Source organism: Actinomadura sp. WMMA1423 (assembly GCF_006547145.1).
In the GTDB taxonomy this organism is placed as follows: domain Bacteria; phylum Actinomycetota; class Actinomycetes; order Streptosporangiales; family Streptosporangiaceae; genus Spirillospora.
On record NZ_CP041244.1, the window covers coordinates 7,649,644 to 7,675,999 of the forward strand.

At 73.0% G+C, this 26,356-nt stretch carries 26 protein-coding genes; 13 read left to right on the forward strand and 13 right to left on the reverse strand.

The features are described 5' to 3' along the window. Window positions 1-115: 115 nt before the first annotated feature. Complete coding sequence (locus FKD65_RS35470) at window positions 116-496, reverse strand: helix-turn-helix domain-containing protein (RefSeq protein WP_205718357.1); 381 nt, start codon at window positions 494-496, stop codon at window positions 116-118. A 103-nt stretch (window positions 497-599) separates the two neighbouring features. On the opposite strand from FKD65_RS35470, the gene FKD65_RS46400 reads away from it, so the two are divergent. Further along, entirely contained in the window at window positions 600-734 is a 135-nt protein-coding gene (locus FKD65_RS46400) for a hypothetical protein (protein WP_302931566.1), read from the forward strand. A gap of 104 nt (window positions 735-838) precedes the next feature. Continuing rightward, entirely contained in the window at window positions 839-1,651 is an 813-nt protein-coding gene (locus FKD65_RS35480; RefSeq protein WP_205718358.1) for a TIGR03564 family F420-dependent LLM class oxidoreductase, read from the forward strand. Between the two features lie 43 nt (window positions 1,652-1,694). Here the strand turns inward: FKD65_RS35480 and FKD65_RS35485 are convergent, their stop codons facing one another. After that, complete coding sequence (locus FKD65_RS35485) at window positions 1,695-2,111, reverse strand: helix-turn-helix domain-containing protein (RefSeq protein ID WP_302931567.1); 417 nt, start codon at window positions 2,109-2,111, stop codon at window positions 1,695-1,697. 101 nt (window positions 2,112-2,212) lie between these two features. Between FKD65_RS35485 and FKD65_RS35490 the strand changes: the two genes are divergently transcribed. After that, window positions 2,213-3,154 (forward strand): NADP-dependent oxidoreductase, encoded by a 942-nt coding sequence (locus FKD65_RS35490; protein ID WP_368367157.1) that lies wholly within the window; start codon window positions 2,213-2,215, stop codon window positions 3,152-3,154. Window positions 3,155-3,378: 224 nt separating this feature from the next. Next, window positions 3,379-3,888 carry a hypothetical protein gene (locus FKD65_RS35495; RefSeq protein WP_141583091.1) on the forward strand — a complete coding sequence of 170 codons (510 nt, stop codon included), beginning with the start codon at window positions 3,379-3,381 and terminating at the stop codon, window positions 3,886-3,888. Between the two features lie 60 nt (window positions 3,889-3,948). Here FKD65_RS35495 and FKD65_RS35500 read toward each other — a convergent pair whose 3' ends face one another. Then, window positions 3,949-4,659 (reverse strand): DoxX family protein, encoded by a 711-nt coding sequence (locus FKD65_RS35500; protein ID WP_141583093.1) that lies wholly within the window; start codon window positions 4,657-4,659, stop codon window positions 3,949-3,951. A 98-nt stretch (window positions 4,660-4,757) separates the two neighbouring features. Next, window positions 4,758-5,672: a serine hydrolase gene (locus tag FKD65_RS35505; protein ID WP_141583095.1), complete on the reverse strand. Its 915-nt coding sequence runs from the start codon at window positions 5,670-5,672 to the stop codon at window positions 4,758-4,760. 115 nt (window positions 5,673-5,787) lie between these two features. On the opposite strand from FKD65_RS35505, the gene FKD65_RS35510 reads away from it, so the two are divergent. From FKD65_RS35510 to FKD65_RS35520, 3 genes are all read left to right on the forward strand, one after another. Further along, window positions 5,788-6,690, forward strand: coding sequence for a LysR family transcriptional regulator (locus FKD65_RS35510; protein ID WP_141583097.1), 903 nt, complete (start codon window positions 5,788-5,790; stop codon window positions 6,688-6,690). A gap of 268 nt (window positions 6,691-6,958) precedes the next feature. Then, window positions 6,959-8,122 (forward strand): alpha/beta fold hydrolase, encoded by a 1,164-nt coding sequence (locus FKD65_RS35515; RefSeq protein ID WP_141583099.1) that lies wholly within the window; start codon window positions 6,959-6,961, stop codon window positions 8,120-8,122. 80 nt (window positions 8,123-8,202) lie between these two features. Further along, complete coding sequence (locus tag FKD65_RS35520) at window positions 8,203-9,162, forward strand: hypothetical protein (RefSeq protein ID WP_141583101.1); 960 nt, start codon at window positions 8,203-8,205, stop codon at window positions 9,160-9,162. Window positions 9,163-9,168: 6 nt separating this feature from the next. On the opposite strand, the gene FKD65_RS35525 is transcribed toward FKD65_RS35520, so the two are convergent. From FKD65_RS35525 to FKD65_RS35535, 3 genes are all read right to left on the reverse strand, one after another. Further along, entirely contained in the window at window positions 9,169-10,134 is a 966-nt protein-coding gene (locus FKD65_RS35525) for a pirin family protein (RefSeq protein ID WP_141583103.1), read from the reverse strand. A gap of 863 nt (window positions 10,135-10,997) precedes the next feature. Beyond that, window positions 10,998-11,561, reverse strand: coding sequence for a carboxymuconolactone decarboxylase family protein (locus FKD65_RS35530; protein ID WP_240809757.1), 564 nt, complete (start codon window positions 11,559-11,561; stop codon window positions 10,998-11,000). 57 nt (window positions 11,562-11,618) lie between these two features. Continuing rightward, window positions 11,619-11,954: a helix-turn-helix domain-containing protein gene (locus FKD65_RS35535; protein ID WP_240809758.1), complete on the reverse strand. Its 336-nt coding sequence runs from the start codon at window positions 11,952-11,954 to the stop codon at window positions 11,619-11,621. Between the two features lie 753 nt (window positions 11,955-12,707). On the opposite strand from FKD65_RS35535, the gene FKD65_RS35540 reads away from it, so the two are divergent. Continuing rightward, the gene (locus tag FKD65_RS35540) at window positions 12,708-13,757 is read left to right on the forward strand and encodes a biotin/lipoate A/B protein ligase family protein (protein ID WP_141583105.1); all 1,050 of its coding nucleotides are present in this window, start codon (window positions 12,708-12,710) and stop codon (window positions 13,755-13,757) included. A 151-nt stretch (window positions 13,758-13,908) separates the two neighbouring features. On the opposite strand, the gene FKD65_RS35545 is transcribed toward FKD65_RS35540, so the two are convergent. After that, a complete protein-coding gene (locus FKD65_RS35545; protein WP_141583107.1) occupies window positions 13,909-15,333 on the reverse strand; it encodes an MFS transporter in 1,425 nt (474 codons plus the stop codon). Window positions 15,334-15,452: 119 nt separating this feature from the next. On the opposite strand from FKD65_RS35545, the gene FKD65_RS35550 reads away from it, so the two are divergent. Then, entirely contained in the window at window positions 15,453-16,088 is a 636-nt protein-coding gene (locus tag FKD65_RS35550; RefSeq protein WP_141583110.1) for a TetR/AcrR family transcriptional regulator, read from the forward strand. A 118-nt stretch (window positions 16,089-16,206) separates the two neighbouring features. Beyond that, window positions 16,207-17,730 carry a TerD family protein gene (locus tag FKD65_RS35555; RefSeq protein WP_141583112.1) on the forward strand — a complete coding sequence of 508 codons (1,524 nt, stop codon included), beginning with the start codon at window positions 16,207-16,209 and terminating at the stop codon, window positions 17,728-17,730. Between the two features lie 126 nt (window positions 17,731-17,856). Here FKD65_RS35555 and FKD65_RS35560 read toward each other — a convergent pair whose 3' ends face one another. After that, window positions 17,857-18,489: an endonuclease gene (locus FKD65_RS35560; protein ID WP_141583114.1), complete on the reverse strand. Its 633-nt coding sequence runs from the start codon at window positions 18,487-18,489 to the stop codon at window positions 17,857-17,859. A 61-nt stretch (window positions 18,490-18,550) separates the two neighbouring features. Beyond that, window positions 18,551-19,300, reverse strand: a complete 750-nt coding sequence (locus FKD65_RS35565) for a ribonuclease HII (protein WP_168221455.1) — start codon at window positions 19,298-19,300, stop codon at window positions 18,551-18,553. A 270-nt stretch (window positions 19,301-19,570) separates the two neighbouring features. Here FKD65_RS35565 and FKD65_RS35570 point away from each other — a divergent pair, with 270 nt between their 5' ends. The 3 genes from FKD65_RS35570 (at window position 19,571) to FKD65_RS35580 (ending at window position 24,036) form a co-directional block, all read left to right on the forward strand. Beyond that, window positions 19,571-22,126: an AAA family ATPase gene (locus FKD65_RS35570; RefSeq protein ID WP_141583117.1), complete on the forward strand. Its 2,556-nt coding sequence runs from the start codon at window positions 19,571-19,573 to the stop codon at window positions 22,124-22,126. Between the two features lie 54 nt (window positions 22,127-22,180). Further along, window positions 22,181-23,266, forward strand: a complete 1,086-nt coding sequence (locus FKD65_RS35575; RefSeq protein ID WP_141583119.1) for a winged helix DNA-binding domain-containing protein — start codon at window positions 22,181-22,183, stop codon at window positions 23,264-23,266. Window positions 23,267-23,340: 74 nt separating this feature from the next. Further along, window positions 23,341-24,036 carry a histidine phosphatase family protein gene (locus FKD65_RS35580; protein ID WP_141583121.1) on the forward strand — a complete coding sequence of 232 codons (696 nt, stop codon included), beginning with the start codon at window positions 23,341-23,343 and terminating at the stop codon, window positions 24,034-24,036. Window positions 24,037-24,121: 85 nt separating this feature from the next. Here the strand turns inward: FKD65_RS35580 and FKD65_RS35585 are convergent, their stop codons facing one another. The 3 genes from FKD65_RS35585 to pxpA are packed head-to-tail and all read right to left on the reverse strand — an operon-like array spanning window position 24,122 to window position 26,342. Next, window positions 24,122-24,982, reverse strand: a complete 861-nt coding sequence (locus FKD65_RS35585; RefSeq protein ID WP_141583123.1) for a biotin-dependent carboxyltransferase family protein — start codon at window positions 24,980-24,982, stop codon at window positions 24,122-24,124. Next, window positions 24,979-25,593 (reverse strand): 5-oxoprolinase subunit PxpB, encoded by a 615-nt coding sequence (gene pxpB / locus FKD65_RS35590; protein ID WP_141583126.1) that lies wholly within the window; start codon window positions 25,591-25,593, stop codon window positions 24,979-24,981. Before pxpB ends, FKD65_RS35585 begins: the two co-directional genes overlap by 4 nt. Continuing rightward, complete coding sequence (pxpA, locus tag FKD65_RS35595; protein WP_141583128.1) at window positions 25,590-26,342, reverse strand: LamB/YcsF family protein; 753 nt, start codon at window positions 26,340-26,342, stop codon at window positions 25,590-25,592. The genes pxpB and pxpA overlap by 4 nt, the downstream gene beginning before the upstream one ends. Window positions 26,343-26,356 lie beyond the last annotated feature (14 nt).

Genomic DNA, 26,356 nt, shown 5'->3' on the forward strand with positions numbered 1-26,356 from the left:
GGCCGAGGGGAGACCGCTCGGACTGGTGGAGACGGAGGCAGGGCCGGAATCGATTCCGGCCCTGCCTCCGGGCTTTTCCCGGGTGCCGGTCATTCCGGGGTGCGCGCCGCCCGGACTATTCCAGGTCGAGAGTGGAGCGTTCGTGGGCGTCGCGTGCTTCCCACACCTGCGTCTGGTGCGCGTCAGACCAGGCACAACACGCGGCCATCGGCTCACGGAGCGTACGACCGAGCGAGGTCAGCTCGTACTCGACGCGCGGCGGCATCTCCCTGTGGACGGTACGTTCGACCAACCCGTCGCGCTCCATCGCCCGAAGCGTCTCGGTCAGCACCTTCGGTGTTATGCCGCGCAGCGGTTCCCGCAGTTCGGAGAAGCGCCGGGGCCCGGATTCCAGGCACCGGACTATCCGCCCGGTCCACTTGTCGCCTATCCGGATCAACGGGCTTTCCGCGGCGCGGCATTCCGAGAACATGTCGGGATCCAGTGGCTGTTTCATGGGGCGGAGCCTACGTAGCTACCGTTGCGGTAACCAAGGGGGCGGCCCGTAGCGTCCGAGGCGGTGGCCGTCGACCGGACGGCCCTGGCGAACGGACTGCCGCATGAGCAAGATCGTTTCTTTCGGTGCGGGCGGGGGTGCGCGCAGGCGCCCCGTCGCCGGGGTGGTGACCCGCGACCACCGGATCACGGCCGTCATGCGAGACCCGGCCGCACCCCGGCGCCCGGACGGGGCCTGAATGCGCATCGGCACGAACGTCGGTATCGGGATCGACCGTCCACGGACGATCGCCGAGATCGTCGAGGAGGCGCGGCGCGCCGCCGGACTCGGGCTGGCCGGGGCGTGGTTGGCGGAGCGGCATACCGCCGACGCGCTCACCGCCGCCACCGTCGCGGGACTCGCGGTACCGGGCTCCGGCTCGGAACGGCCGTCGTCACGACCTACCCGCGCCACCCCTTGGCGCTGGCCGGCCAGGCCCTCACGGTTCAGGCGGCCACCGGCAACCGGCTCACCCTCGGCATCGGCCCGGGGCACAAGCACCAGGTCGAGACCGCGCTCGGGATGAGCTACGAGCGCCCGGCCCGGCACACCCGCGAGTATCTGAGCGCGCTGATGCCCCTGCTCCGCGGCGAGCCGGTGCGGTTCGACGGCGAGATCCACCACGTCGCCGGACATATCCGTACGCCGGGGGCGCGGCCGCCGTCGGTGCTCCTGGCCGCGCTGGGGCCCGTGATGCTCCGCACCGCGGGCGAACTCGCCGACGGGACCGTCACCGTCTGGACCGGTGTCCGCACCGTCGCGACGCACATCGCTCCGCTGGTCACCGCGGCGGCCGATGCCGCCGGGCGACCCGCGCCGCGGGTCGTCGTCAACCTGCCGATCGCGGTCACCGATGATCCGGGCGGTGCGCGTGCCTGGATCGCGGAGCACTTCGGGGGGTCCCGCCAGGTGCCGAGCTACCGGGCGTTGTTCGAACGGGAAGGCGTCAGCGGAGCCGGGGACGTCGTGATCGCCGGCGACGAACGCCATGTCAGCGGCGAGCTCCGCCGATTCGCGGATGCCGGCGCCACGGAGTTCATCGCCGTGCCGTTCGGGCCACCGGAGCAGATCGCGAGGACCCTCACCGTCCTCGGAGGTCTCAACGAGCCCGGCTGACCCGGGCGCTGCCGTGCCCGGCGCGGCGGTCGCCTGCGGGGTGTCAGCGGATGGGAGCGGGCTCCATGGCGCCGCGCTCGTCGAAGTCGCGGCGGGCCGCGAGGATCTGGCGCGCGTGGTCGATCGACCAGTCCGCGATCGCGCCGGTCAGGTGGCCCGCCTTGACGCCGAGCGGGGTCAGGTCGTACTCCACGCGGGGCGGGACCGTCGGGTAGACGGTGCGCCGGACGAGACCGTCGCGTTCCAGGGCGCGCAGTGTCTGGGTCAGCATCTTCTGGGTGATGCCGTCCAGGACCCGCCGCAACTCGTTGAACCGCATCGGCCGCTCATTGCGGCGCAGGACGGCCAGGACGAACAGCGCCCACTTGTTGGCGAGCACTTCGATCACCGTGCGGGACGGGCAGTCGCGGCTGTAGCGCGCCATCTCGTCCGGGCCGCCCGCGCACTTCTCGGTCTCCATGAGGTACCTAGATATCAATCAGGTGCCTACTTCACAAGAGAAACCATGTCCCTCGAAGATGGTCGGAAGTGAATCGGCCCTCGTCGAAGGAGCGGACAGGCATGCGCATGCGCGCGATCAGCCAGCGGGAGTTCGGCGGCCCGGAGGTACTCGAAGTCGTCGAGATCGACCTGCCGGTGCCCGGACCCGGCGAGGTACTGGTGCGGGTCCAGGCCGCCGGGGTCAACCCGGCCGACTGGAAGCGGCGCTCCGGGCTCCTGCGCCGGCTGGGCGAACCGCCGTTCACTCTCGGCCTGGACCTGGCCGGGACCGTGGCGGCGGCCGGTGACGGGGCCGGGCGGTTCCGGGAGGACGACGCGGTCTACGGGGCCATGCTGCCCCCGCGTGGTTCGTACGCTCAGTTCGTGGCCGTGCCGGAGGAAGCCCTGGCACCCGCCCCGCAGGGCCTGGACCCCGTGCTCGCGGCGGCGCTGCCCACTGCGGGGCTCACCGCCTGGCAGGCGCTCGTGCGGGTGGCCGGGGTCCGGGCGGGGCACCGGGTGCTCGTCCACGCGGCGGCCGGCGGCGTCGGCCACCTCGCCGTGCAGATCGCCAAGGCCCGCGGCGCGCATGTCATCGGCACGGCCCGCGAGGAGAAGCACGGCTTCCTGAAAGGGCTGGGCGCCGATGAGCTCATCGACTACACCGCCACCGACTTCGCCGCCGTGGTGCGCGACGTCGACATCGTCCTGGACCCGATCAGCGGCGACTACGCACCGCGATCGCTGGAGACGCTGGCCCCGGACGGGGTGCTGCTGGACGTGCGCGGCACCGGACCCGACCGGACCGCCGTCCGCGAGCGGTCCCGCGAACGCGGCCTTCGCTACGTGGAGTTCGGATTCACCCCCTCCGGCGCCGATCTGGGCGAGCTCGCGGCCCTGGTCGAACGGGGTCAGGTGCGAGGCGCGGTGGAGCATGTCCTGCCGTTGGAAGAGGCGGCCGAGGCCCACCGGTTGAGCGAGACGGGACGCGTGAAGGGCAAGATCGTCCTGACCGCGGCATAGCCCGCGCCGCCGGTGCCGGAACCGCGGAGCGATCGCGGCGGTGGTCGGGGGACAGGGAGGTGATCCGGGTCCTTGACGGTGGGGCGCCGTTTTCAGGGTGGTTTCAGGGATCTCCCCGATGGCCCCGGACGACGGCCGGGCTCAGGCTTGAGGTCATGAGCACTTCAGAGCCGGCAGGCCGGATTCCCGACGGTGTGGTGCGCAAGTTCCGCGATGGGCTCGTCATGGACGAGGTGGACCTCGTCTCACCGATGTTCCGGGTCAGCATCGACCAGGCCGCCATGATGGCGCGGCTCGAGACGCCCGACGGGGAGGTCGCTGAGTGGTGGGAAGCACCGAACGAGGCCGGTGGGACCTTCGTCTACCTGCGGCAGATCACTGCCGATGGCGGCGACGAGACCGGAAGCACCCAGGGAGACAGCGCCGAGGGGCGCCCGTCCGGTGTGCTCCCCATGGTCCTCATGGTCGAGGAGACGTTGCGGCGTGGTCGCTGGTTCGTGGCAGGGCACGTCTACCGACCGGAGGCGGCGGCGGTCCGTTTCGCCTTCGAGGACGGGCGGAGCCACGAGGTCGCCGTGCAGCCCAACGGCTACTTTCTGGACCTGCTGCCCTGGCCCTCGGAGGCGCAGCCGTCGCAGTTCGAGACCACGGTCCTCGACCGTCATGGTGCGGTCATCGAAAACGACCGGTCCGCGCTGGCAGCGGCACTCTCCGAGGAAGACGAACCGGCATGAGCGTGTCACGTTTGGAACGCCGCGTTTCCTGAACCGGTGCTCCGGTCGGCCGCCCTGCCGTCAGGTCTGAGTGTCGGCGTCGTCGTCGGCGGTGGGACGCTTGGTCGGCTGGGTGGTCGAGCCGCGGCGGCGCTGGGGCTGCTTGCGGCGTCCGGCCACCAGCACGTCGTCGGTCGTCTCGGCGGGCTTGGCCGGCGCGTCGGACGGGTCCGGGGCGGGGATCGCGGGCGTCGCGGGCGGCTTCGGGGAGCGGCGGGGCTTCTTCGCCGGCTTCAGTTCGGCCTGGCGGAGCGACTCCACGAAGCTCGCCGCGTCGTCCTCGTCCTCCTCGCCGTCGCCGGGGCGGTGGAAGCGCTTCGCGAGGATCCACTGGTCGAGGGTCAGGCGCCCGCCGCCGCCCGCGGCGAACAGCAGGCTGGCCATGCCGAGCGCGACGACGAGTTCGTAGCCGTTCTGGATGCTCTTGCCGTCGACCAGGAACAGGCCGTGCTCGGCGTGGACGAAGATGAACGCCCCCGCCATGTCGACGAAGAGCAGGACCCCGGTGATCGGGAGGCCGAGCCCGACGATCAGCGCGGCTCCGCCCAGGAGCTCGACGAACGCGGAGTAGACGGCGGCGGCGGTCGGCAGCGGCACGCCCAGGGCGTCGAACGAGCGGCCGGTCGCGGTGACGCCCGCCTCGATCTTCTGCCAGCCGTGCGCCATGAAGACGACGCCCACGCCGAGCCGCGCCAGCACGGCGGCGACGTCGTACAGCGGCCGAGTGCGCATGCCGGCGGCTCCTTCATCACGGGGGACGAGCCCTGGTTCGACGGAGAGTATGACGGCCCCGGCGCGGATCTCGCGAACATCGCAGGTGAGCGGGACGTTCAGGTTTCGATGGAGGCGCGGGCGAGGGCCGTGGCGACGGTTTTGCAGGCGTGCTCGACGGCCTCGACTCCGTCCCGCAGGGTGGCGCCGCGTTCGGAGAGGACCGCGAGGAGATAGGTGCGGCTCCCGGCGCGGACGATGCCGATGCTGTTGACCGTCCAGGCGCCGCCGTGCCGCTCGCGGGGGAGCCAGCCGTTCTTCAGCTCGGCGCCGGTTCCGGCGGCGCTGACGCCCCATGCCTGTTCCTGCGTCACGTCCCCCATCAGCCGGCGGAGGTAGCGGCGGTTCGCGGAGGCGAGCGGACTGTCGGCGGACGTCAGGGCGGTCAGCAGGCGGATCTGGTCGGCGGCGCTCGTCGTCGTCGAGCCCCAGGAGCCGCCGGTGCCCGGCTCGGTGTCGCGCAGTCCCAGCTTCCCGTTGGCGGACGCCAGGCCGTCCGCGCCGCCGATGGCATGCCACAGGGCGCTGGCGGCGTCGTTGTCGCTGACCTCGATGGCGCGTTCGGCGAGCGCCTTCTCGGTGGACGTGAGGGCGCGTCCCTCGTGCTGCGCCTGGAGGAGCAGTGCCATCACGATGTCGACCTTGACGATGCTGGCCGTCGCCGTCCGCAGGCCGCCGCCGTAGGAATAGGAGAGGCCGGTGGACAGGTCGCGCACCGAGATCGCCAGGTCGCCGGCCCTGCCGCCCAGGTACCGGCGGAGCGCGCGGGTGAGGTCGTCGCGCTGGGATCGGGTGAAGGTGGGCGTCGTCGGTTGCCGCCTCGGAGCCGGGGGCGTCGCGGTCATCGTGGGGACGGCGGGGGGCTCGTAGACGAACGCCGTGGAACCGGCCACCAGTATCGCGGTCGCGGCGAGCGTCGCGCCGGCGAGGAGCGCCGCCCGTCCCATCGACGCCGTCCTGCGTCGGAATCCCATGATCGGGAGTGTTGTGCGCCGGCCGTTACCCCGCTGTTAACCCCTCGCGCGGCGTGGAGCGACCGGCCGTAAGAGTTTCGCCACATCGCCAACTTTCTGGTGAGAGGATCGCGGCATGATCGGTTCTCGGCAGCTGGAGTACTTCAGGGCGGTGGCGCGCGAGCTGCACTTCACGCGTGCGGCGGAGGCGCTGCAGATCGCGCAGCCGGCGCTCTCCCAGCAGATCCGCAAGCTGGAGCGGCAGCTCGGCGTCACGCTGTTCGAGCGCAACAACCACCGGGTGGAGTTGACGCCGGCCGGGACGGCGCTGCTCGAGCACGCCGAGCGGATCCTGTCCGACATCGCGGCGGTCGAGGACGAGATGCGCGGCTGGGCGGAGGGGACGCGGGGCCGCATCCGCCTCGGCGGAGCGCGCGGCCTGACGACCCGGCTCGCGCGCCTGCTGGCGGAGTTCGCGAAGGAGTTCCCGGCGGTCGAGGTGGAGCTGCGCGAGATGAACACCGAGGAGATGGTCGCGGGCCTCGCCGGAGGCCGCCTCGACGCCGCGACCCTCGTCCGGCTGCCGCCGCAGCGGGAGGGGCGGCGGCTCGACTCCCTCCCGCTCGGCGAGGAGCCGCTCGTCCTCATCACCTCGGCCTCCGCGCCGCTCGCGCGCAGGTACCGGGTTCCCGTCGCCGCCCTCGACGGCGTCGACCTGGTCTGCTACTCCCCGGGGTCGGTGATCCGCGAGATCGTCCTGTCCGCCCTGGCCGCCGCCGGGGCGTCCGCGCGCATCCGGTACGAGACGCGGGAGTACAGCACCGCCCGGGCGATGGCCAGTGTGGGCCTGGCCGCGGCCGTCGTCCCCCGGTCGGTGGCGGAGGAGCCGGGGCGGCCGGTGGGCATCGTCCGCCTCGAACCCGAGCCGACGTGGGCGCCGTCCCTCGCCTGGCCCGCCGGCCGCCGCCCGGGCCCCGCGCTGGCCGCGTTCATCGACTTCGTCGCCCGCCGCCCGGACCTCATCTCGGTCGGCCCGTGACCCCGGCCGCGCCTCCTCGGCGGCTCCTCGGGCCGACTTCCGGAATTTGCGGCCTCCACAACGCCAGCACGGACGCCTCGCCGACCGGCAGGAGGAAGTGGCCCGCCTCGCTAGGTATCCGGTTCAGTCGGGCCATTCTGATTCCCTGTAGTGGTGATAGGGGATAGATATGACCACTAGCTTTATCAGGTCTTGGACGTCTTACGAATGAGGCAACGACGATGGGGGTGTTCCACAGAACGCGGACTATCTCTCAGAGGAGCACGACATGGACCGTGGTGAGCGCGGGCGCCGCGAGTACGAGGCATTGATGGGGAGCCGGCCCGAGGAGGCGCTCGGTGATGTGCTCCGGAAGTCACCGCAGATGTTCGAAGCGGTGGTGGACGGCGCGTTCGGCGGTGCCCTGGCGCGTCCCGAACTGAGCCGCCGAGCGCGCGAGCTGGCCTCCGTGGCCATCATCGCTGCCGCGGGAGGGGCCGAGCGCCGGCTGGCGAGCCATGTGCGGGGAGCCCTGCGGCAGGGCGTCGAGCCGTCCGAACTGCTGGCCCTTTGCGAGCACGTCTCGGTCTACGCGGGCTTCCCGCGCGCCCTGGACGCGCTCGCCGTCGTCAGCGAGGTGCTGGAGGAGCAGGGCGTTCCGAAGCCGCCGCGGATGCACCGGGTCGCGCTGGCCGGCCACGAGACCATCGTCGCGCAGAAGGGCGACCGCGGACCGGCCGTGATCCTCTCGCATTCGCTGGGCGTGGACTGGCGCATGTGGGAGCCCGTCATGGAGCGGCTGGCTCAGGGCAGGCGGGTCTTCGCCTACGACTTCCGCGGACACGGCGGAGCCGCCGGGGCGCCCCGCCCGTTCGGCATGGACGACCTCGCCGGGGACCTGCTCGGCGTCCTCGACGCGGTCGGCGTCGACCGGGCGCACGTCGTCGGCCTGTCGATGGGCGGGGGGATCGCCCAGACCGCCGCCGTCCGCGTGCCCGGACGCGTCGCCTCGCTGGCCCTGCTCGCCACCACCGACCACGCCTTCGACGCCTTCGAGGACCGCGCCCGCTCCGGTGAGGCCGACGGCATGGAGGCGCAGATCGTCCCCACCCTGACGCGCTGGTTCACGCCCGCCGCGCTCGCCGCCGACCCCTGGGGCGTCCGGTACGCGCGGGAGCGCATCCGGCGCTTCGACTCGGCCGACTGGGCCGCGGCCTGGCGCGCCTTCAGGGGTGTGGACGTTCAGGGCCGCCTCGCCGGGCAGGATTTCCCCACCCTGGTGCTCGCGGGCGAGCTGGACGCCTCGACGACCCCTGAGATCATGTCCGGGATCGCCGAGCGCATCCCGGGCTCCACCTACCGGGAGCTCCCCGGCACTCCGCATATGCAGACTCTCGAACGTCCCGATCTGGTCGCCGCGGCCCTCGACGAGTTCCTCCCGGCCGACCGCTAGCACCTTCTCCGCCGGGAGGGGGAGGCGGACCGCCCGCATGGGGGAGTCGGCCCCCAGGTGGCGCACGGCAGGCTCCGACCATGATCGGAACGCCTGACGCCGCCGGATCGATCGGCGCGAGGTGGGACGCGGCGCGCCGTCTCGGCGGGTACGGGGCCGCCACGTCACTCTCGCTGTACCTGGCGGTCAAGATCGTGTGGATAGCGGCCGCGGCGCTGGGCCGTGTCCCGGCGGACTTCGGCGGCGCGGACTGGATCGCGCTCAACGCGGTGACCGTCGGCATGTCCGCGACCGGGATCATGCTGGGGCTCGTCCTGGCCCGGGGCGCGAAGTGGCGGATTCCGGCCGCGCCCCTGGTCTTCTGCACCTGGGTGGGCAGCGGCTTCCTGATCCCGCTCATGCCCTACATGCTGGTCAGTGCCGTCCTAGGCGGCGGTGACGAGGACACCGGCGGCGACGCGGCACCGTCGTGGGAACTGACCCTCATCGGCATCGGGTTCGCCGGCATGGCCATCGGCCTCGCCGTCGCCCTTCCCGTCTACATGCGGGAAAGGTGGCCGGCCGCCTTCCTGGGACGCCTCACCGACCGTGGCGGGGGCGCCGTCCGGCGTGCACGCGCGGCGGCCGCCGCCACCGCCGCCCCGATCGCCTTCTGGACCATATGGGCCGCGGGCGGGGAACTGGGCCTCGACCCCGCGCATCGCGACCTCCTCGACCTGAACTCCCGCCTCCTCCTGGGCGATTCCGCGGTCTGGGCGCTCCTCGGCGTCTGGAGCGCCCTGGCCGTCGGCTCCGCGCGCCGGAACCTGCCCGCCTGGCTTCCGACGGCTCTGGGCTTCACCGCGTCGGGCTCGCTCTTCGCCTGGGGCGGCTGGAAGCTGGCGGTGGCGGTCCTGCGTCCCGGCGGCTATGCGACCGCCGAATACCCGGCCGTCGCGATCGCCCTCAACGCGCTCGCCGTCACGGGCGGCGCGCTGATGCTGAGCACCCTCCTGAGCTCCCTCCGCCCTCCGGGCGCGCCGCACCGTCAACACCGGTGAGGCCGCTCAGCGCGTCCGGCCCCGCGGCTTCAGGGGCGTCGCGGGCATGGCGGGCGCCGGGACGGGGGCGCCGTCGTAGCCGCGCACGGTGCCGAAACGGTCGCCGCCCATCCAGTCCTCCCGGGCCTGGGCGATCTCCTCCCCGGTCCGGGCGACGAAGTTCCACCACATGACGAGCTTCTCCTCGAACGGCTCGCCGCCCAGCAGCACCAGACCGCTCGCGCCGTCGGCCCTGAGCGGCAGTTCGCGGCGGCCGGACCCGAGGTACAGCATCGACCCGGGCTCCACGGGCATCCCGTCGATCTCCGTCACGCCGGACATCGTGAGCGCGGCGTACTCGAAGTCCGGTTCGACCGGCAGGCGCACGTCGGCCCCGTCGGCCAGGGCGACGTCCGCTCCGACGATGGGCGTGAAGACCGTGCCGGGCGACGCGGCCCCGTCCAGTTCCCCGAGGATGACGGTGGCGCTGAACCCGGGGCCGTCCACGACGGGCAGCTCGGCGTGATGCTCGAACGCCGGGTCGGTGTACCTGTCCGAATCGGGCAGCGCCACCCAGAGCTGGGCCCCGTGCAAGACGGGACCGTGCCCGCGCGGCGACTCCTCCGAATGCGCGATGGCCCGTCCGGACGTCATCAACCCGAGTTCCTTCGGCCGGACGGTCTGCAGGCTGCCCAGGCTGTCGCGGTGCAGCACCTCGCCGCCGTGCAGCCAGCTCACCGTCTGCAGCCCGATGTGCGGGTGCGGCGGCACCTGCATGCCGGGCTCGTCGGTGATGTCGTCCGGCCCGTAGTGGTCGACGAAGCACCAGGCACCGACCATCCGCCGCCCCAGGCTGGGCAGCAGCCGCCGGACGACCGTGCTCTCCCCGAGCGGCACCCGCCGGGGCGGCAGCAACTCATGGACCGGCCCGCCCGGAACCTGCTCCCGCCCCCCACACTCGACCGGCTTCGGCTTGACATCCAGATTGCTCACCCCAGCCCCCTCCTGCAACGCACCCCTACACGATGCCACTTCCACCCCCGCCCCTGACCGGCCCGCCCCGCCTGACAGCGCCCGCCCCGCCTCACGTACGCGCCGTTGCCACACGCCCCGGCGCACCACCCCGCCGCGCCGTGCGTGCCCTCTTGCCCCTACTCTGTCCGCCCGGCCCCGAGTGCCGTTCAACTCCACGTGCCCACTTGCCCAGCCGTGCCCCCCGCCCCGCAGCGCCCGCCCAGCCCGCCTCGCGCGTCGTGCCACCCGGCCCACGGCGCCCGTGCAGTTCGTCGTGTCCGACCGACCAGCCGGGCCCGCCTCGGCCGCGTCCGCCTTATCCGTCTGGCCTGCTGTTTCCACCCGGCCCGCAGTGCCGCTTGGCCCGCTGTCCCTGCCCGACCCGTCGCGCCCGTCCGGCTCGCGCTGCCTCCCGGGCGGGCCGTGTCCGCTTGGCCTGGCGTGTCCGCCCGGCCCCTGGTGTCCGTCCGGCTCGTCGGGCTCGTTGTGCGCCTGGCTCGCGGTGCTTGCTGGCCCTGCTGCGTCCACGGCCACCCGGCCCGCTGTGCGCCCGGCTCGCGGAGTCCGTCCAGTCCGTCGTGCCCGCCGTGCCTCTCGGTACCCGCTCAGCTCGCGGTGTCCGTTCAGCCTGTCGGGTCCGCCCGGGCACGCCATGTCCGCTTGGTCTGCTGTGTCCACCCGGCCTGCGGTGCCGGTGGTTCGCCGTCCCTGCCCGACCCGTCGTGTCCAGTCTTGGCCTGGGCGTGCCTGGTCGGGACCGGGCGTGTGTGGTCGGGACGGCGTAGGTGGGGGACGGGCTTACGTGGTTGGGACCGGGCGTGTCCGCTGGCTCGTCGCCGCCGTCAGGTGGGGAAGGCGGGGGCCCAGGGCTCGTTGGCGATCTCCAGTGAGTTGATCAGCTGGCTGATGGCGCGGTACCAGCCGGCGAGCACCAGAAGTTCGAGCAGTTGCGGCTCGTCGTAGTGCTCGGCGAGAGCGTCCCATGTCCGGGGGGATACGCGGGCCGAGTCGTGGAGTTCGTCGACGGCGCTCAGTAGCAGGCGCTCCTTCGGCGGCCAGGGGGCGCCGTCGCCGGACACGGTCGCGCGGATCTGCTCCGGGTCGAGCCCCGCGGTCTCGCCGAACGCCGCGGCGTGGACGCCCCACTCGTACTCGCAGCCGGCGCGGGCGCAGGTCCGGTCGATGACGATCTCGCGGTCCCGGACGGGGAGGCGGCCGTGGGCGAGCAGTCCGGCACCGAGCACACGCATGCGGGACGCCAGTTCGGGGTTTCGGTGCAGGATGCGGAACAGGACCAGCGGGTCGTGTGCGGCGCCCGGCGGCATCCACTTGGCGAGGGCGGTCGCGATGTCGGGGGCGTACGGGGGATCGAGCGGGGCGATGCGTGGCATGGCGGCCTCCAGCATGCTTCGATTTTAGAAGCAGTGTGATGCTTCTAAAACCGAAGCGCAAGGAGGGATGTGTCAGCCGCTGGTCTCGTCGAGCGCCGCCGCCCAGCGATCGGACCACTGCGACAGCGGGCGGAGCGCCTCGCGGGCGTCACGGCCCAGCCCGGTCAGGGCGTACAGGTTCTCGGGCGTCTGGTGGACGAGGCCCGCGTCGATCAGTTCTAGGAGCCGCTGCCGCAGGACGCTGGACGACATGTCGTCGCAGCGCTGCTGGAGGGTGCGGAAGCCGAGGGGCGCGTCCTGCAACTCCCAGACGATGCGCAGCGTCCAGCGGCGACCGAAGAGGTCGAGGGCGGCCATCAGCGGGCGGCCGCCGGTCGAGCCGCGCACAGGCCTTCCCGGTCTCGGCATGCCCCCTCCACTGGTCGGTCCCCGGAACACTAACGCCAGCGACAACCCCCCGCCGCCCCACCCGCCGCACAACCGCTGCGGCCGAGCACGCCCGATCCCCCTGCCTCACCGCCCACCAGGCGCCCGCCACCCCACCCGCAGCCGCCCCCCACCGGTGGCCCCCACCCGCGGTCGCCCAGCCCGCCGCCGCATCGCCCGCCGCCGCGCTACCGGCGTCCGCTTGCGGGTTGGCGGCGGGCCCGTTTCCGCATCGCCCGCAGTCCTGGTGTCCGCAGTCCCGGTGCCCGCCGCCTCACCGGCGCCTGCGGGTGCCCGGTCTGCCGTTCGCCGTCGTGTTGCCGGCCGCTGCACCGTTCGTTACATCCCTGGTGCCGGCCGCTCGCCGCCGTGCCGCCCGCAGCTTCGGGCCCGCAGCTTCGGGGGCCGCCGGGCCGCTGGCGGCCGTGGTAGCCCCGTCTGTTGTTCACCGGCAGGGTGCCTGCCGGTGAACCGTTCGTCGCGTGCCGCAGCACCGCCCTCCCTGCGCCGCCTGGTGATGTACCGGTTCCGTCACCCGTGCCTGCCGCGGACGTGCTGACTGCCCCACCAGGGGCGCCTGCGGCCGTAGCGGTTGTTGCTGCACGGGCGCGCGCCTTTGCGTCGGTCGTTGTTGTGCTGTTTGTCGCGGGTCTGGTGGTTGCCGTGCTGGCCGGGGGGCTGTGTGTCCGGGGGTGGTGGAATCGGGGGCGGGGGGGTGGGGTTCAGTTCTACGTGATGCACGGTGAGTACAAGGTGCCCGGTGGCAAGTTGGTCGTCGCCGATGTCGAGGTCGTGGACGGGCTGCTGCGGGGGCCGCGGGTCAGTGGTGACTTCTTCCTGGAACCGGACGGTGCCCTCGAGGCGATCAACGCCGCGCTGGACGGGCTGCCGGCCGGGCTGGATGCCAAGGCGATCGGCGCGCGTGTGCAGGCGGGGCTGCCGCGGGACACGGTGATGCTCGGCATCACCGCCGAGGCCGTGGGGATCGCGGTGCGGCGGGCCGTCGCGCGCGCGTCCGACTGGCGCGAGCACGACTGGCGGCTGATCCACGAGCCGCCGCAGGAGCCGGCCCTGCACATGGCCCTCGACCAGGTCCTCGCCGAGGAGGTGGGCGCGGGACGGCGCCCGCCCACGCTGCGGGTGTGGGAGTGGGCGTCGCCGGCGGTGGTCATCGGCAGCTTCCAGTCGCTGCGCAACGAGGTCGACGCCGGTGAGGCCGAGCGGCACGGCGTGGAGGTGGTCCGCCGGATCAGCGGCGGCGGCGCGATGTTCATCGAGCCCGGCAACACCATCACCTACTCGCTCTACGCGCCGGAGAGCCTGGTGGCGGGGATGTCCTTCGCGGAGAGCTACGCGTTCCTCGACGACTGGGTGCTGGGCGCGCTGGGCGAACTCGGGGTCAGGGCCTGGTACCAGCCGCTGAACGACATCACCTCCGACCACGGCAAGATCGCCGGCGCCGCCCAGAAGAGGCTCGCCGCGGGCGCCGTGCTGCACCACGTGACCATGGCGTACGACATCGACGCGGACAAGATGCTGAAGGTGCTGCGCATAGGCCGGGAGAAGATCTCCGACAAGGGCATCGCCAGTGCCGTCAAGCGCGTGGACCCGCTCCGCCGCCAGACGGGCCTGCCCCGCGAACAGGTCATCGACCGCATGATCGCCCACTTCCGCAACCGCTACGGCCTGTCCGACGACCGGGTCACCGATGACGAGCGGCGCCTCGCTCTCAAGTACGTGGCCGACAAGTTCTCCACCACCGCCTGGACGGCTCGAGTCCCCTGATTCCGTCGCGGTCCGCTCGGGTTCCTTCTTCGACATGCCGCGTTCTCCCTGGGCTAGGTGTGTGGCGGTTTGTTCTGCTTTCGCGTGGACGTCTCCGCCGGGATGGTTGTGCCGGTCGCGTTCTGCGCCTGCCTTCGCGGTGGTCGGATCCTCAGGCGGTCTGGGGGTGGGAGCAGGGGGGGGCCGGTTCCGGGACGGCGCGGCGTTCTCGCCCTCCGGTTCGCTCGGGACGGGCGATGAGGCGCCAGGCGGCCAGTGCGGCGGCGAGATAGGCGGCGCCGACCAGGGAGAACGACACTGCGGCGCCGGTCGTCCAGTCGGTGGACGCGCCGAGGACGGCGCCGACGGCCGCGATGCCGATGAGGGTGCCCGTCTGGCGGCCGGTGTTGAGGACGGAGCCGGCCACGCCGCCGTTGCCGGGGCCCGCCGCGTCGACCATGACGGCCGTCATGGCGGGGGACGTGATGCCGCCCGCGATGCCGGTCGCCGCGAGGGCGGCCGCGGTCGTCCAGTAGGGGCTGGCCGGGCCGATCGTGGTCAGGGCGAAGGAGGACGCCGCGGCCAGCGTCAGGGAGGCGATCAGCAGGCGGCCGGTCGGGACGCGTGCGGAGAGGTGCGCGAAGGCCAGGTTGCTGAGCGGGAGGAAGACGGTCAGCGGGAGGACCATCAGGCCCGCCCTGAGCGGACCGGCGCCCTCGCCGTGCTGGAAGTACAGGCCGACCAGGAACAGCGTCCCGAAGAAGGCGGCGTTGAACAGGAAGCCCACGGTGTTGGCGCCGGTGAAGCGCGGGCCCCGGAACAGCCGCCACGGCATCACGGTGGTCCGGGCGCGGCGCTCCCGGAGGGGCAGCAGGACGGCGGTGACCAGCACCATGGCGATCGCGGCGAGGACCGGGTGGGAGGTCCAGCCGCGGTGCGGCCCCTCGATCAGGGCGAAGCTGAGCGCGCCGAGCCCGGCGACCAGCGCGGCGTGGCCCGGGACGGCGAGCGGGGCGGGGCGGCCGGGGACGGGGGCGATGTAGCGGCGGGCCAGCGCCATGCCCGCGACCGCGAGCGGCACGTTGATCAGGAAGATGGCGCGCCAGCCGAGCGCGCCGACCACGACGCCGCCGGCGGTCGGCCCGAGTGCGATGGACGACGACACGGTCGCCGACCAGAGGCCCAGCACGCGGGCCCGGCGCCGCGGGTCGGGGAACGCCTCGACCAGCAGTGCCAGCGAACTCGGCATGAACAGCGCGGCGCCGGCGCCCTGGACGAGCCGGGCCGCGATGAGGACCTCGATCGTCGGGGCGAGCGCAGCGGCCAGCGAGGCGGCGAGGAACACCGCCATGCCCCACAGGTAGACGCGCCGGGCCCCGAGCCGCCCCGCGAGCCCGCCCGCGAGCATCAGCAGGGCCGCGAAAGTCAGCACGTAGCCGTCGACGGCCCAGGTGAGGCGGCTCAGCGGGGCGTGCAGGCGGTCCTGGACGGTCGCCCCGGCGATCTGCATGACCGTGGCGTCCACACTCGCCAGCACGAAGCCCGCGGCGAGCGCGGTGATCTTCATGGCGGGGGAGCCTCCGTGTCCGGATGCCATGATCGGTCCCTTCGTCAAGCGGACCGGTCGCGTCCGCTTCGGTGAAGCTAGCGCAAGCGGACGCCGGTTGTCCATTTAAATCGGACGAGAGTCGTCCGGTTGTGGCTAGAATCCGGTTCATGAGCGGTACCAGGAGCGCCGTCGACCGGCTGCTGGACGACGGCACGGGCCGCCGCCCGCGGGCCGACGCCCGGCGCAACGTGGAGCGTCTCGTCGCGGCGGCGCGCGAGGCGGCCGTCGAGGTCGGCGGGGAGGTCACCGCCCACGACATCGCGCGCCGGGCGGGGGTGGGCGTCGGGACGTTCTACCGCCGCGTCAGCACGCTGGAGACGCTGCTCGAAGCGGTCCTGGCGGAGGTGCTCGGCGAGATCGCCGCCAAGGGCGACGAGGGGCTCGCCGCCCCCGATCCCTGGGAGGGCTTCTGCGACTTCGCGGCCTCCTACACGCGGCTGCGCAACGAACTCTGCGACATCAACCACACGCTGGGCGGGGGAGTCGACCACGCGCGCGCGGAGTTGCGCGAACGCATCCGCCTCCTCGTGGAGCGGGCCCAGGGCGCCGGTGCCATGCGCGCGGACGTCACATGGCAGGACGTCGCGTTCCTGCTCGTCTCGGTCTCCACAGGCGAGCACACGGTGGGCCTGCAGGCGGGTGAGCAGCAGTGGGACCGCAACCTCCGGATCGTCCTGGACGGCCTTCGCACCCCCGAACCCGTGCCGCTTCCAGGCGCGCCGCCCACCGACTCGTCCGGGTGAGGCCGCGCCGCCCGGGAGCGGAACTCCGCGGTGCCGCCGTGCGTCCTCCTCTCGTGGCAGTCGCGGGGCCGGGCGACTGCCTCTAGGTTGGTGGCAACGGTCGATGACGAGGAGCGTTATGTCGATGCAGAAGGGCGCCAACACGGCGGTTCCGGTTCCCTCGGTGCGGGTCGAGCTCGGGTGGCAGAGCGGGCCCGGCGTGCCCGACGCGGACGCCTCGGCGCTCCTGGTGGCGGAGACGGGCCGGGTGCGGTCGGACGACGACTTCGTCTTCTACAACCAGCCGGTGCACGGGTCGGGCGCGGTCAGGCACGAGGGCAAGCGGCAGGGGCCCACCGTCCTCGACGTCCTGGCGGTCGACCTGAACCGGGTCGAGCCCGCCATCGACAAGATCGTCATCGCGGCGTCCTCGGACGGCGGGACGTTCTCCCAGTTCCAGGGGCTGTACGTGCGGGTCGTGGACGCCGCGGCCGGGACGGAGGTCGCCCGCTTCGAGAGCCAGGGCGCCACCACCGAGACGGCGTTCGTGCTCGGTGAGCTCTACCGCAGGCAGGGCGCGTGGAAGTTCCGCGCGATCGGCCAGGGCTACGACACCGGGCTCGCCGGGCTGGCCACCGACTTCGGTATCAGCGTCGACGAGCCCGGCCAGGCCACGCCGCCGCCCGCGCCGCCGCAGCCGCAGGCCCCGCCCCCGCCGGCGCCGCCCGCCCCGCAGGAGCAGTACACGCCTCCGCCTCCGCCCGGGCAGTACACGCCCCCGCCGCCCCCCGGCCAGTACGCGCCGCCGCCCCCTGTGGGCGGGCAGTACACCCCGCAGCCCGGCCAGTATCCGCCTCCGCCCGGGCAGTACACGCCTCCGCCCCCGCCCGGGCAGTACACGCCCCCGCCGCCGCCCGGCCAGTACGCCCCGCCTCCAGGCCAGTACGCGCCCCAGCCCGGCCAGTACGCGCCGCAGCCCGGGCAGTACGCGCCGCCGCCTCCCCAGGGGGCCGCGCCGCCGCAGCAGCAGGGCGGCAAGATCTCCCTGACGAAGAACGCGCCGTCGGTGTCGCTCACCAAGCACGGCGCACGGGGCGGCCACATGCGCGTCAACCTCAACTGGACGGCGCGCGAGGGTGCCGCGAAGGGACGTCTGGGCAAGCGCCGCCGCGGCGTCGACCTCGACCTCGACCTGTGCTGCCTGTGGGAGCTGAAGGACGGCCGCAAGGGCATCATCCACGCGCTCGGCGACATGGGCGCCCTCGACCGCCCGCCCTACATCCAACTCGACAAGGACGACCGCACCGGCGCGATCGAGTCGGGGGAGAACCTCCACATCAACCTCGACCACACGGCCGATTTCAAGCGGATCCTGGTGTTCGCCGAGATCTACGAGGGCGCGGACGACTTCCGCGGCCTGGACGCGGTCGCCACGCTGTTCCCGGTGGGCGCGCCGCCGATCGACATGCGGATGGACGACTGCATGGACGCCTCCCGCGACGCGGTCCTGGCGCTCATCGAGAACGTCAACGGGGAACTGGTCGTCCGCCGCGAGGGCCGGTTCATCCTGCCGCCGCCCGGCCGTCCGCGCTGGGGCAAGATGTCGGTCGACCAGGCGTACGGCTGGAACCTGGAGTGGGTCGCCGCGCGCGGCAAGGACTGAGCGACCCGGAACGTGAGGTGTCCTGAGCGGGCCCGGAGACTCGGCTGATTCCTGCCGCCCGTCCCGGGCCCGCCACAGGTCGTACGAACGACCGTGTGATCACCCAGCCGCGCCGCCCGGTGACGCTTACGCGGCCTTCAGGTGCTCGGCGAGCTTCTTGTCCCGGGCCACCCTGACCAGGGCCGCGCTGAGCCGCGCCATGTCCTTCTCCGGCACCTCGGAGGCGAGCTTCTCGGGGTCGGTGGGCAGGCCGAGCCGCTCGGCGCCCTTCCTCACCTGGCCGTCGACGTAAGGGCGGAGCCACGGCCAGATGGCCTGCGCCTCCCGGCAGAAGATGTCCACCCCGGTCGGGCCGATGCCGGGGAACTCCCGCAGCAACTCCGCCGCCTTGCGGGGGTCGCGCCCGGCCTCGATGGCGAGGCGCCGCAGGTCGCCCTTGTACTTGTCCTCGACCATTTCCGCCGTGTCGCCCAGGCGTGACGCGGTGCTCTCGTCGTAGCGGACGTAGTGGCCCCGGCCGAGCGCGTCGACGCGTTCCTGCCAGGTCAGCCTGCCCATGCCGCGCGACGTGCCGCCCCCGGCCCCGAACAGCTCGCGGGCGGCGGCGACGGCGATGTCGGAGGAGATCCGGGCGCTCAGCAGGTTGGCCAGTACGAGCAGCTTGAACAGTGCCGCGGGCTGGTCCTTCAGGGTTATGCCGGCCTCCTCGGCGAACGTCCCGCCGGACTCCCGCAGCAGCTTCTTGACGACGGCATCCATGGCATCCACCTCCCGTGTCCGCCGCTGTACCCGAGCCGCCGGAGATGACTCCTGCACCGGCTCACAGGAGGCTGAGCTGTCCTTCCCCGGCGGCCGGGTCGCGGTGCTTCTTCATGTGGCGCCAGCGTGGGAGGTCGTCCAGGTAAGACCACGACAACCGGTGGTGCGGCGTGGGCCCGTGCTCCTCCAGGGCCTCCTGATGGACGGGTGAGGGGTACCCGGCGCTGTCGGCGAACCCGTAACCGGGGAACTCGCCGTCCAACTCCGCCATGAGCCGGTCGCGGTGGACCTTCGCCAACACGGACGCGGCCGCGACGGTGACCGACCTCTGGTCCGCCTTGACCTCGCACCGGACGCGCCAGGGGCGGCTGAGGAAATCGTGCTTGCCGTCGAGGATGACCACATCGGGCCGGACGGGAAGCGCGTCCAACGCGCGGATGGCGGCGCGCCTCAGCGCGGCGGTCATGCCGAGTTCGTCGATCTCCTCAGGACTGGACGCGCCTATGGCGTGCCCCGAGAGCCACCCCGGAAGGATCGCGGCGAACGACTCGCGATGGGCCTCCGTGAGGAGCTTGGAGTCGGTCAGCGCGATCGTCCTCTTCCCGCGCCCGGGCAGGACCGGAGGCGGGCTCAGGTCGGTGACCGCCGCGCACACCACCACGGGGCCCGCCCATGCGCCGCGCCCCACCTCGTCCACCCCCGCGATCACGACCGGACGGCCGCTTCCGGACGGCGCCGCCAGCAGCTCCTCCTCGATCTCGTAGCAGGCGGCACGAGCGGCGCCCGTGGCGGCGGCAGGGGAGGGGACCAGGCCCGGGAGGGCACCGGTGGAGTCGGTCAAAGGGGTCTCCTTAGACGGCGGACGACCTGCGTCACCGATCGTAGAGCCGCGCCACTCCCCGTGCCCGGAGACCGGGGGAGCGGAGCCGCGGCAGAGTGAGACTTCCACTTCTGGACAGGACAATTGTCCGACTCCCATTTGCGGCCCGGGCACCGCGACGCAGCAGGCAGGCTCGATGCGAGACAACGAACAAGGCACGGGGAGTCCCGTTCCGGGCGGTCCTGCGCTTTACTCGCTTTGATGGCTTTGTTCGGCAGGTCGCGCTCCCGCCCGGCGAAGAACGCCGCGGCGCGGGATCTTTTCGAGCGCCTGAGGTGGCGCTACTTCCAGATCACTCCGGGGCTGAGGTTCCTGGGGGCCGTGCTGCTCGTCGCGCTCGTGCTGGTGGCCACGGTCTTCCTGGACGGGCCGATCCTCGGCGCGGCGGCGTTTACGGTGATCCTGCTGCTCGTCGTCCACCTGACGCTCCGCTCGCCCACGGGCATGGCCGTCGGCGCGGTCATCCTGGCCTGGCTCGCCCTATCGGTGCCTCTGGGCGGGCTCTACCCGGACGAAGGAAATCCGCCGTACCTGAGCCCGATGCTGCTGCTCGGCCTGCTCGCCGTCCCCGTCGCGTTCGTCGCCTTCCGCCTGCGCGGGTACGCGCCGTGGCGCACGACGCTCCTCGGGCTCGCCGCCGCGGGCGTGGCGACGGCGGCGTGCGCCCACCCGCTGCCGGAGGCGAGCGTCACGCCGGGCTGGCTGGCGGCCCTGGCCGTCCTCGCATATCGCTGGGACCGGGCGAGACGCACCGTTCCCGCGGAGGCCTACGAGACGGGCTGGGTCCAGGAGCAGGCGAGCCTGAAGGGGGACGCCATGGCGCCGCGCAAGAACCCCTCCGGCCCGGAGAAGCGTGAACGCCCTGACAAGCAGAGCAGGCCCGACCGGCGCGGCTCCGGCGAGGACGCCGCCGCCACCGCCGCGCAGGGGCTCCAGCACCAGCGCGCCGCGGCGCAGGCCGCCGAGTCCGGTGCCGTCCCCGATCGCCAGGCGCCTCCCGAGCGCCGCACGGACCGCCCCGACATCTCCGTGGCGGACGCGCTCGCCGAACTGGAGAACATGATCGGGCTGGAGCCGGTCAAGCGGCAGGTCCGGTCCATCGCCGCGTCCATCGAGGCCGCGCACATGCGCGCCGCGGCGGGGGTCCCCACCGAGAAGCCGATGCGGCACTTCGTCTTCGTCGGACCGTCCGGCACGGGCAAGACCACCGTCGCCCGGGTGCTGGCCAAGATCTTCTACGCGTTCGGGCTCCTGCCCGAACCCGCCCTGGTCGAGGCCCACCGCGCGGACCTCGTCGGTGAGTTCCTCGGCGCGACGGCCCTCAAGACCAACCGGCTCGTCGACTCGGCCCTGGGCGGGGTGCTGTTCATCGACGAGGCGTACAGCCTGGTCAACTCAGCCGAAGGGCAGCCCGACCGGTTCGGCGACGAGGCGGTCCAGACCTTGCTCAAGCGCGCCGAGGACGACCGCGACAACCTCGTCATCATCCTGGCGGGGTACGAGACCCAGATGGAGGAGTTCCTCGACTCCAATCCTGGGCTGGCCTCCAGGTTCGGCACGCGGGTCCACTTCCCGTCCTACCGACCCTCCGAACTGCTGCAGATCGCCGACTACCACACAGTCCTGCGCGAAGACCGGCTCGACGCGGAGGCCCGCGGACGGCTCGCCGCCCGGTTCGAGGAGGTCGAGCGGCGCGGCATCATCGACGCCCTGGGCAACGGCAGGTTCGTCCGGTCGCTGGCCGAGGCGGCGGCGCGCGCGCGGGACGTGCGCGTGGTCGAGGCCGTCTCGTCGTCGGGTGAACCGGCCCGCCCCACCGCCGACGACCTGGTCACCGTGCGCGCCGAGGACGTGGAGGCCGCCTTCGCGGAGGTCACCGAGCGGTTCCGCGGCTACGCCGAGACCCCGACGCTGGACGAGGCGCTCGGCTCCCTCGACGCGATGATCGGGCTGGAACCGGTGAAGCGGCAGGTCCGCGAGATCGCCGCCCAGTTGCAGGTGGCCCGGATGCGGCAGGAGCAGGGCCTGGTCACCCGCCCCCCGACCCGCCACTTCGTCTTCACGGGCCCGCCGGGCACCGGCAAGACCACGGTCGCGCGGGTCCTCGGCCGCATCTTCGCCGCGTTCGGGCTGCTCGCCCGCCCGGAGGTGGTCGAGGCCCAGCGCGCCGACCTGGTCGGCGAGCACCTCGGCGCGACCGCGCTGAAGACGAACAAGGTCATCGACTCGGCCCTCGGGGGCGTCCTGTTCGTCGACGAGGCGTACTCGCTGAGCAACCCGGGGTACTCGGGCGGCGACGCGTTCGGCGCCGAGGCCGTGCAGACCCTGCTCAAGCGGGCCGAGGACGACCGCGACCGGCTTGTCGTCATCCTGGCCGGATACGACGCCGACATGACCCGGTTCCTGGCCTCCAACCCCGGGCTCGCCTCCCGCTTCGACCTGCGCGTGGACTTCCCCTCCTACGGACCGGACGAACTGCTCCGCATAGCCCAGCTCATGGCCGAGCAAGGCGGTGACGAGTGGGAGGAGCGCGCCCTGGACGACCTGGCCCTCGTGTTCCAGCGCGCATGTGGCACGGGCCGGATCGACGAGCTCGGCAACGGACGCTTCGCCCGCTCCATGTACGAGAAGGCGTGCGCGTGCAGGGCGCTCCGGGCGGCGCGCCTCGGCTCCGCGGCGACCGCCGCCGACCTGACGCTCCTCACCACCGACGACGTCCGGGACGCTTTCAGCGAGCTGACCCACCGTCTCGCCTGACCGGCCGCACCCTCTGCCCGGCGCGGTGTCGGTGGGCCGCGCTTTAATCGGGGCATGGCCTCGGTGACGTGGGAGCAGGTCCTCGCCTGGCGCATGCGGCGGCAGTTCGTCGAACGGGCGGAGGACGCGTCCGCGGTGGAGGTCGCCCGGCGGCTGGCGGGCGTGCAGGCACAGGTGGCGTCCGCCGCCGAGTTGGCCATCGCCGTCCGTCAGCGGATGCCCGTCGCCGGCGAGGTGCCGCGGGCCCTTCTGGAGGAGCGGACGCTCGTCAAGACGTGGGCGGCGCGCGGCACCCTCCACCTCCTGCCGGCGGACGAGGCCGGCGCCCATCTGAAGCTGTGCTCGTCCATCCGCAACTGGGAGAAGGGGGCCTGGCAGCGGACCTTCGGCACCACGCCGGCCGACCTGGAGGCGATCGCCGCGGCCGCCGCCGACGCCCTGTCGGGTGGGGCGGCGCTCACCCGCGAGGAACTCACGCGCGCCGTCGTCGACGAGACGGGTTCGCGGCACCTCGCGGAGGTGCTCGGCTCCGGCTGGGGCACGCTGCTCAAGCCGCTGGCGTGGTGGGGGGTGCTCTGCTACGGACCGCCCCAGGGCACCAAGGTGACGTTCACGTCTCCGGCGCGATGGCTGCCAGGCTGGGCGGGCCTGCCTTCCATGGACGACGCCGCCCGTAGCGTGATCCACGCCTACCTGGGCGCCCACGGGCCCGCGACCCCTGACATGTTCGACAACTGGCTGATGCGCAAGCAGAGCCGGAAGAAGGACGTCAGGGCGTGGTTCGCCGCCGCCGAGGAGGGGTTGGCCACCGTCGAGGTCGAGGGCGCCCCCATGCACGTCTTGGGCGAGCACGTGGACGAACTCCTCGACACCGAGCCCAGCACGTCCGTCCGGCTGCTCGGCGGGTTCGACCAGTACATCCTGGGCGCGGGCACGGGCGCGACCTACCTGGTACCGGCCGAACACAGGGGCAGGGTGAGCCGGGCGGCAGGGTGGATCTCCCCGGTCGTCCTGTATGGGGGACGCGTCGCCGGAGTCTGGGACCCGGCGGGTGGCGAGGTGGCCGTGACCCCGTTCGAGGACATCCCCGCCACGCCCCTCAAGGAGGAGGTGAACCGCGTGGCCCCGCTGCTGGGCTGACCCACGCCTCGCCTGGGGCGCGATGACCGCACCCCACTAATAGCTGTATGAATCGGTCGTCTAGGGTGCCCAGCGTGGACGAGCGGGATGAGCCGGCGGAGTATCGGCAGACGCCGTACAGGGCGCCGGACGGCGCCACCGAACTGCTGCTGGTCAGGCACGGCGCCTCCGCGCCCGCGCGCCCGGACCGGCCGTTCCCCCTCCTGGACGGCCACGGCGACCCCGAGCTCGCGCCAGAGGGACGGCAGCAGGCCGAACGGGTGGGCGAGCGGCTCGCCGGGGAGCGCCTGGACGCCATCTACGTGACGCCTCTGCGCCGCACTTCGCAGACGGCGGCGCCGCTCGCCCGTCGGCTCGGGCTGGAGCCGCGGGTCGAGCGCGACCTGCGCGAGGTCCACCTCGGCGAGTGGGAGGGCGGGCTGTTCCGCAGGATGGTCGCCGAGAACGATCCGGTGGCACAGCGGATGTTCGCCGAAGAGCGATGGGACGTCATCCCGGGGGCGGAGGGGAACGAGGTGTTCGCGGCGCGCGTCGAGGAGGGCCTCGCCCGGCTCGCGGCGGCGCACGCGGGAGGCCGGATCGCCGTGTTCACCCACGGCGGGGTGATCGCGCAGGCTCTCGCGGCCGCCACCGGCGCGCGGCCGTTCGCGTTCCTCGGCGCGGACAACGGCTCGATCTCACGCCTGGTCAGGCTCGGAGGCATGGCGTCGGTCCGCGGCTTCAACGACATCTCCCACCTGGACCGCCCCGCCCCCGCGCCGCTGACCTAGCGCGGCGCTCCGCCGGGCCGGCGTTTCGTTGACTTGGGCAGTGCTGCCCTTCTCAACCGCCCCATGAGGGCGACATGCCGCGGTGTCAACGCGTTGGTCGCAACCGGAACCGGAGCTTCTGGCCCGGACGGAGCTGCGCGGCCCCGGACACCGCGGAGGCGGCGAGGACGGCCACCACGGGATAGCCGCCGGTGGTCGGATGGTCGGCGAGGAAGATGATGGGCAGCCCGCTGGGCGGCACCTGGAGGGAGCCGATGACCATGCCCTCACTGCCGAGTTCGCCGTCGCGCGCCCGTTCCAACCGTGGGCCGTCCAAGCGCACGCCCACGCGGTTGCTGTCCGGCGACACCTCGTAGTGCGTGGACGTGAGCGTGGCCAGTGCTGTGGGAGTGAACCAGTCGGCGCGGGGCCCCGGCAGGATCTGCAGGATCGGTGCCTCTAGCAGAGGCGCCTCAGGCACGACGTCCACGTTGATGTGGCGCAGTTCCTTGGCGGACCCGGTCGGCAGGCAGTCGCCCGGCGCGAGCGGGGCCGGCCCGAGGCCGGACAGGAGGTCGGTCGACCGGCTTCCTAGAACCTCCTCCACGGCGACACCGCCACGCACGGCGACGTAGCTGCGGAGCCCCGCAGTGGGTGTGCCGAGCTCCAGCAGGGCCCCGGCCGCGACGTAGCAGGGCGCATTCGTTCCGTGAGCGCGGCCGTCGATCCGCAACGGCGCCGGGGCGCCGGTCACCGCGATCCAGGCGCGCTCATGGAAGCGCAGGGCCGCCCCACCGAAGGTGAACTCGAGGCCGGCCGCGCCTTCGGGGTTGCCCACCAGCCGGTTGGCGAGCCTGAACGCTCGCTGGTCCGCGGCACCGGATCGTGGGACGCCGAGATGCGCGCGCCCGGGCCTGCCGAGATCCTGGACGGTCGCCAGCGGCCCGGGCCGCACGACCTCGATCAAGAACGCTCCTCGGGGACGAACCGGACCCGCGTCCCCGGCTGGAGCAGGGACGGCGGATCGCGCGACACGTCCCACAGCGGCAGGCGGCTGCGCCCGAGCAACCGCCAGCCGCCCGGCGACCGTGACGGATACACCGCCGCGTACGGGCCCGCCACCGCGACCGATCCGGCCGGGACGGACTTGCGCGGCGACTCGCGCCGCGCCACGTGCAGCGCCGGATCCAGCCCCGACAGGTAGCCGAAGCCGGGGGAGAAGCCGAGGTAGGCGACCGTGTACGAGCTCGCGGAATGGCGCCGGACGACCTCCTCGCGCGAGAGCCCGGTGAGGGAGGCGACCTCGTCGAGGTCCTCCCCGTCGTAGACGACCGGGATCTCGACCGGCCGGGCGTCGCCCGCCGCGCCGTCGCCCAGGCGCAGTCGCGGCAGGAGCGCGGCCAGGCGCCCGAGGTCGGCGGAGTGGTCCGCCATCACCAGGACGGTCCGCTCGCCAGGGACGACGTCGACGACACCGGGTGGGGGCGCGTCCCTCAGGGCGGCGTGCAGGCGGTGGGCGGTCGCGAGGTCGCCCGTCTCCACGAGCAAGGCGGTCTCTCCGGCCCGCCGCACGTTCACGCGAACGACTCCAGGATGACGCCCGCGTCGGACAGCGCGGAACGGACGGCCTTGGCGAGTTCCACCGCGCCCGGGGTGTCGCCGTGCACGCAGATGGAGCGCGCCTTCAGGGGGACCTCGGTGCCGTCCACGGCGACGACGGTGCCGCCCACCGCCATCTGCACCGCCCGCTCCACGACCGTGTGCGGGTCATGGACGACCGCCCCCGGCTCCCGGCGGGACACGAGCGCACCGGACGGCGTGTAGGCGCGGTCGGCGAAGCATTCGGCGACGACGGTGAGCCCGTCCGCGACGTCATGCACGGCGGAGCCCGGAAGCGTGAGGAGGGGGAGGGACGGGTCGTACGCCCGCACCGCGTCGGCCACCGCGCGCGCTTGGACGGGGTCACGCGCGACCCTGTTGTACAGGGCTCCGTGCGGTTTCACGTAGGCAACACGTCCGCCCTCCGCACGCGCGATACCGTCCAGCGCCGCGAGCTGGTAGAGGACCTCGGCGGTCAGTTCGGGCGCGGCCACGTCCATCTCCCGGCGGCCGAACCCGGCAAGGTCCCAGTAGGAGACCTGCGCGCCGATCGTCACCCCGCGCTCGACCGCCGCCGCGCACACCCGGCGCATGATCAGCGGATCGCCCGCGTGGAACCCGCACGCCACGTTCGCGCTCGTGATGACGTCGAGCAGCGCCGAGTCGTCGCCCAAGCGCCAGACGCCGAACCCCTCGCCGAGGTCGGCGTTGACGTCGATGACCGTCATGCCCCACCACCGAT

Excerpts from the sequence above, each read along its gene's own strand:
- FKD65_RS35470 (WP_205718357.1), bottom strand. The coding sequence starts at position 496 with ATGAAACAGCCACTGGATCCCGACATGTTCTCGGAATGCCGCGCCGCG.
- FKD65_RS46400 (WP_302931566.1), top strand. The coding sequence starts at position 600 with ATGAGCAAGATCGTTTCTTTCGGTGCGGGCGGGGGTGCGCGCAGGCGC.
- FKD65_RS35485 (WP_302931567.1), bottom strand. The coding sequence starts at position 2,111 with ATGGAGACCGAGAAGTGCGCGGGCGGCCCGGACGAGATGGCGCGCTAC.
- FKD65_RS35490 (WP_368367157.1), top strand. The coding sequence starts at position 2,213 with ATGCGCATGCGCGCGATCAGCCAGCGGGAGTTCGGCGGCCCGGAGGTA.
- FKD65_RS35495 (WP_141583091.1), top strand. The coding sequence starts at position 3,379 with ATGGACGAGGTGGACCTCGTCTCACCGATGTTCCGGGTCAGCATCGAC.
- FKD65_RS35500 (WP_141583093.1), bottom strand. The coding sequence starts at position 4,659 with ATGCGCACTCGGCCGCTGTACGACGTCGCCGCCGTGCTGGCGCGGCTC.
- FKD65_RS35505 (WP_141583095.1), bottom strand. The coding sequence starts at position 5,672 with ATGGGATTCCGACGCAGGACGGCGTCGATGGGACGGGCGGCGCTCCTC.
- FKD65_RS35510 (WP_141583097.1), top strand. The coding sequence starts at position 5,788 with ATGATCGGTTCTCGGCAGCTGGAGTACTTCAGGGCGGTGGCGCGCGAG.
- FKD65_RS35515 (WP_141583099.1), top strand. The coding sequence starts at position 6,959 with ATGGACCGTGGTGAGCGCGGGCGCCGCGAGTACGAGGCATTGATGGGG.
- FKD65_RS35520 (WP_141583101.1), top strand. The coding sequence starts at position 8,203 with ATGATCGGAACGCCTGACGCCGCCGGATCGATCGGCGCGAGGTGGGAC.
- FKD65_RS35530 (WP_240809757.1), bottom strand. The coding sequence starts at position 11,561 with ATGCTGGAGGCCGCCATGCCACGCATCGCCCCGCTCGATCCCCCGTAC.
- FKD65_RS35535 (WP_240809758.1), bottom strand. The coding sequence starts at position 11,954 with ATGCCGAGACCGGGAAGGCCTGTGCGCGGCTCGACCGGCGGCCGCCCG.
- FKD65_RS35540 (WP_141583105.1), top strand. The coding sequence starts at position 12,708 with ATGCACGGTGAGTACAAGGTGCCCGGTGGCAAGTTGGTCGTCGCCGAT.
- FKD65_RS35545 (WP_141583107.1), bottom strand. The coding sequence starts at position 15,333 with ATGGCATCCGGACACGGAGGCTCCCCCGCCATGAAGATCACCGCGCTC.
- FKD65_RS35550 (WP_141583110.1), top strand. The coding sequence starts at position 15,453 with ATGAGCGGTACCAGGAGCGCCGTCGACCGGCTGCTGGACGACGGCACG.
- FKD65_RS35555 (WP_141583112.1), top strand. The coding sequence starts at position 16,207 with ATGTCGATGCAGAAGGGCGCCAACACGGCGGTTCCGGTTCCCTCGGTG.
- FKD65_RS35560 (WP_141583114.1), bottom strand. The coding sequence starts at position 18,489 with ATGGATGCCGTCGTCAAGAAGCTGCTGCGGGAGTCCGGCGGGACGTTC.
- FKD65_RS35570 (WP_141583117.1), top strand. The coding sequence starts at position 19,571 with ATGGCTTTGTTCGGCAGGTCGCGCTCCCGCCCGGCGAAGAACGCCGCG.
- FKD65_RS35575 (WP_141583119.1), top strand. The coding sequence starts at position 22,181 with ATGGCCTCGGTGACGTGGGAGCAGGTCCTCGCCTGGCGCATGCGGCGG.
- pxpA (WP_141583128.1), bottom strand. The coding sequence starts at position 26,342 with ATGACGGTCATCGACGTCAACGCCGACCTCGGCGAGGGGTTCGGCGTC.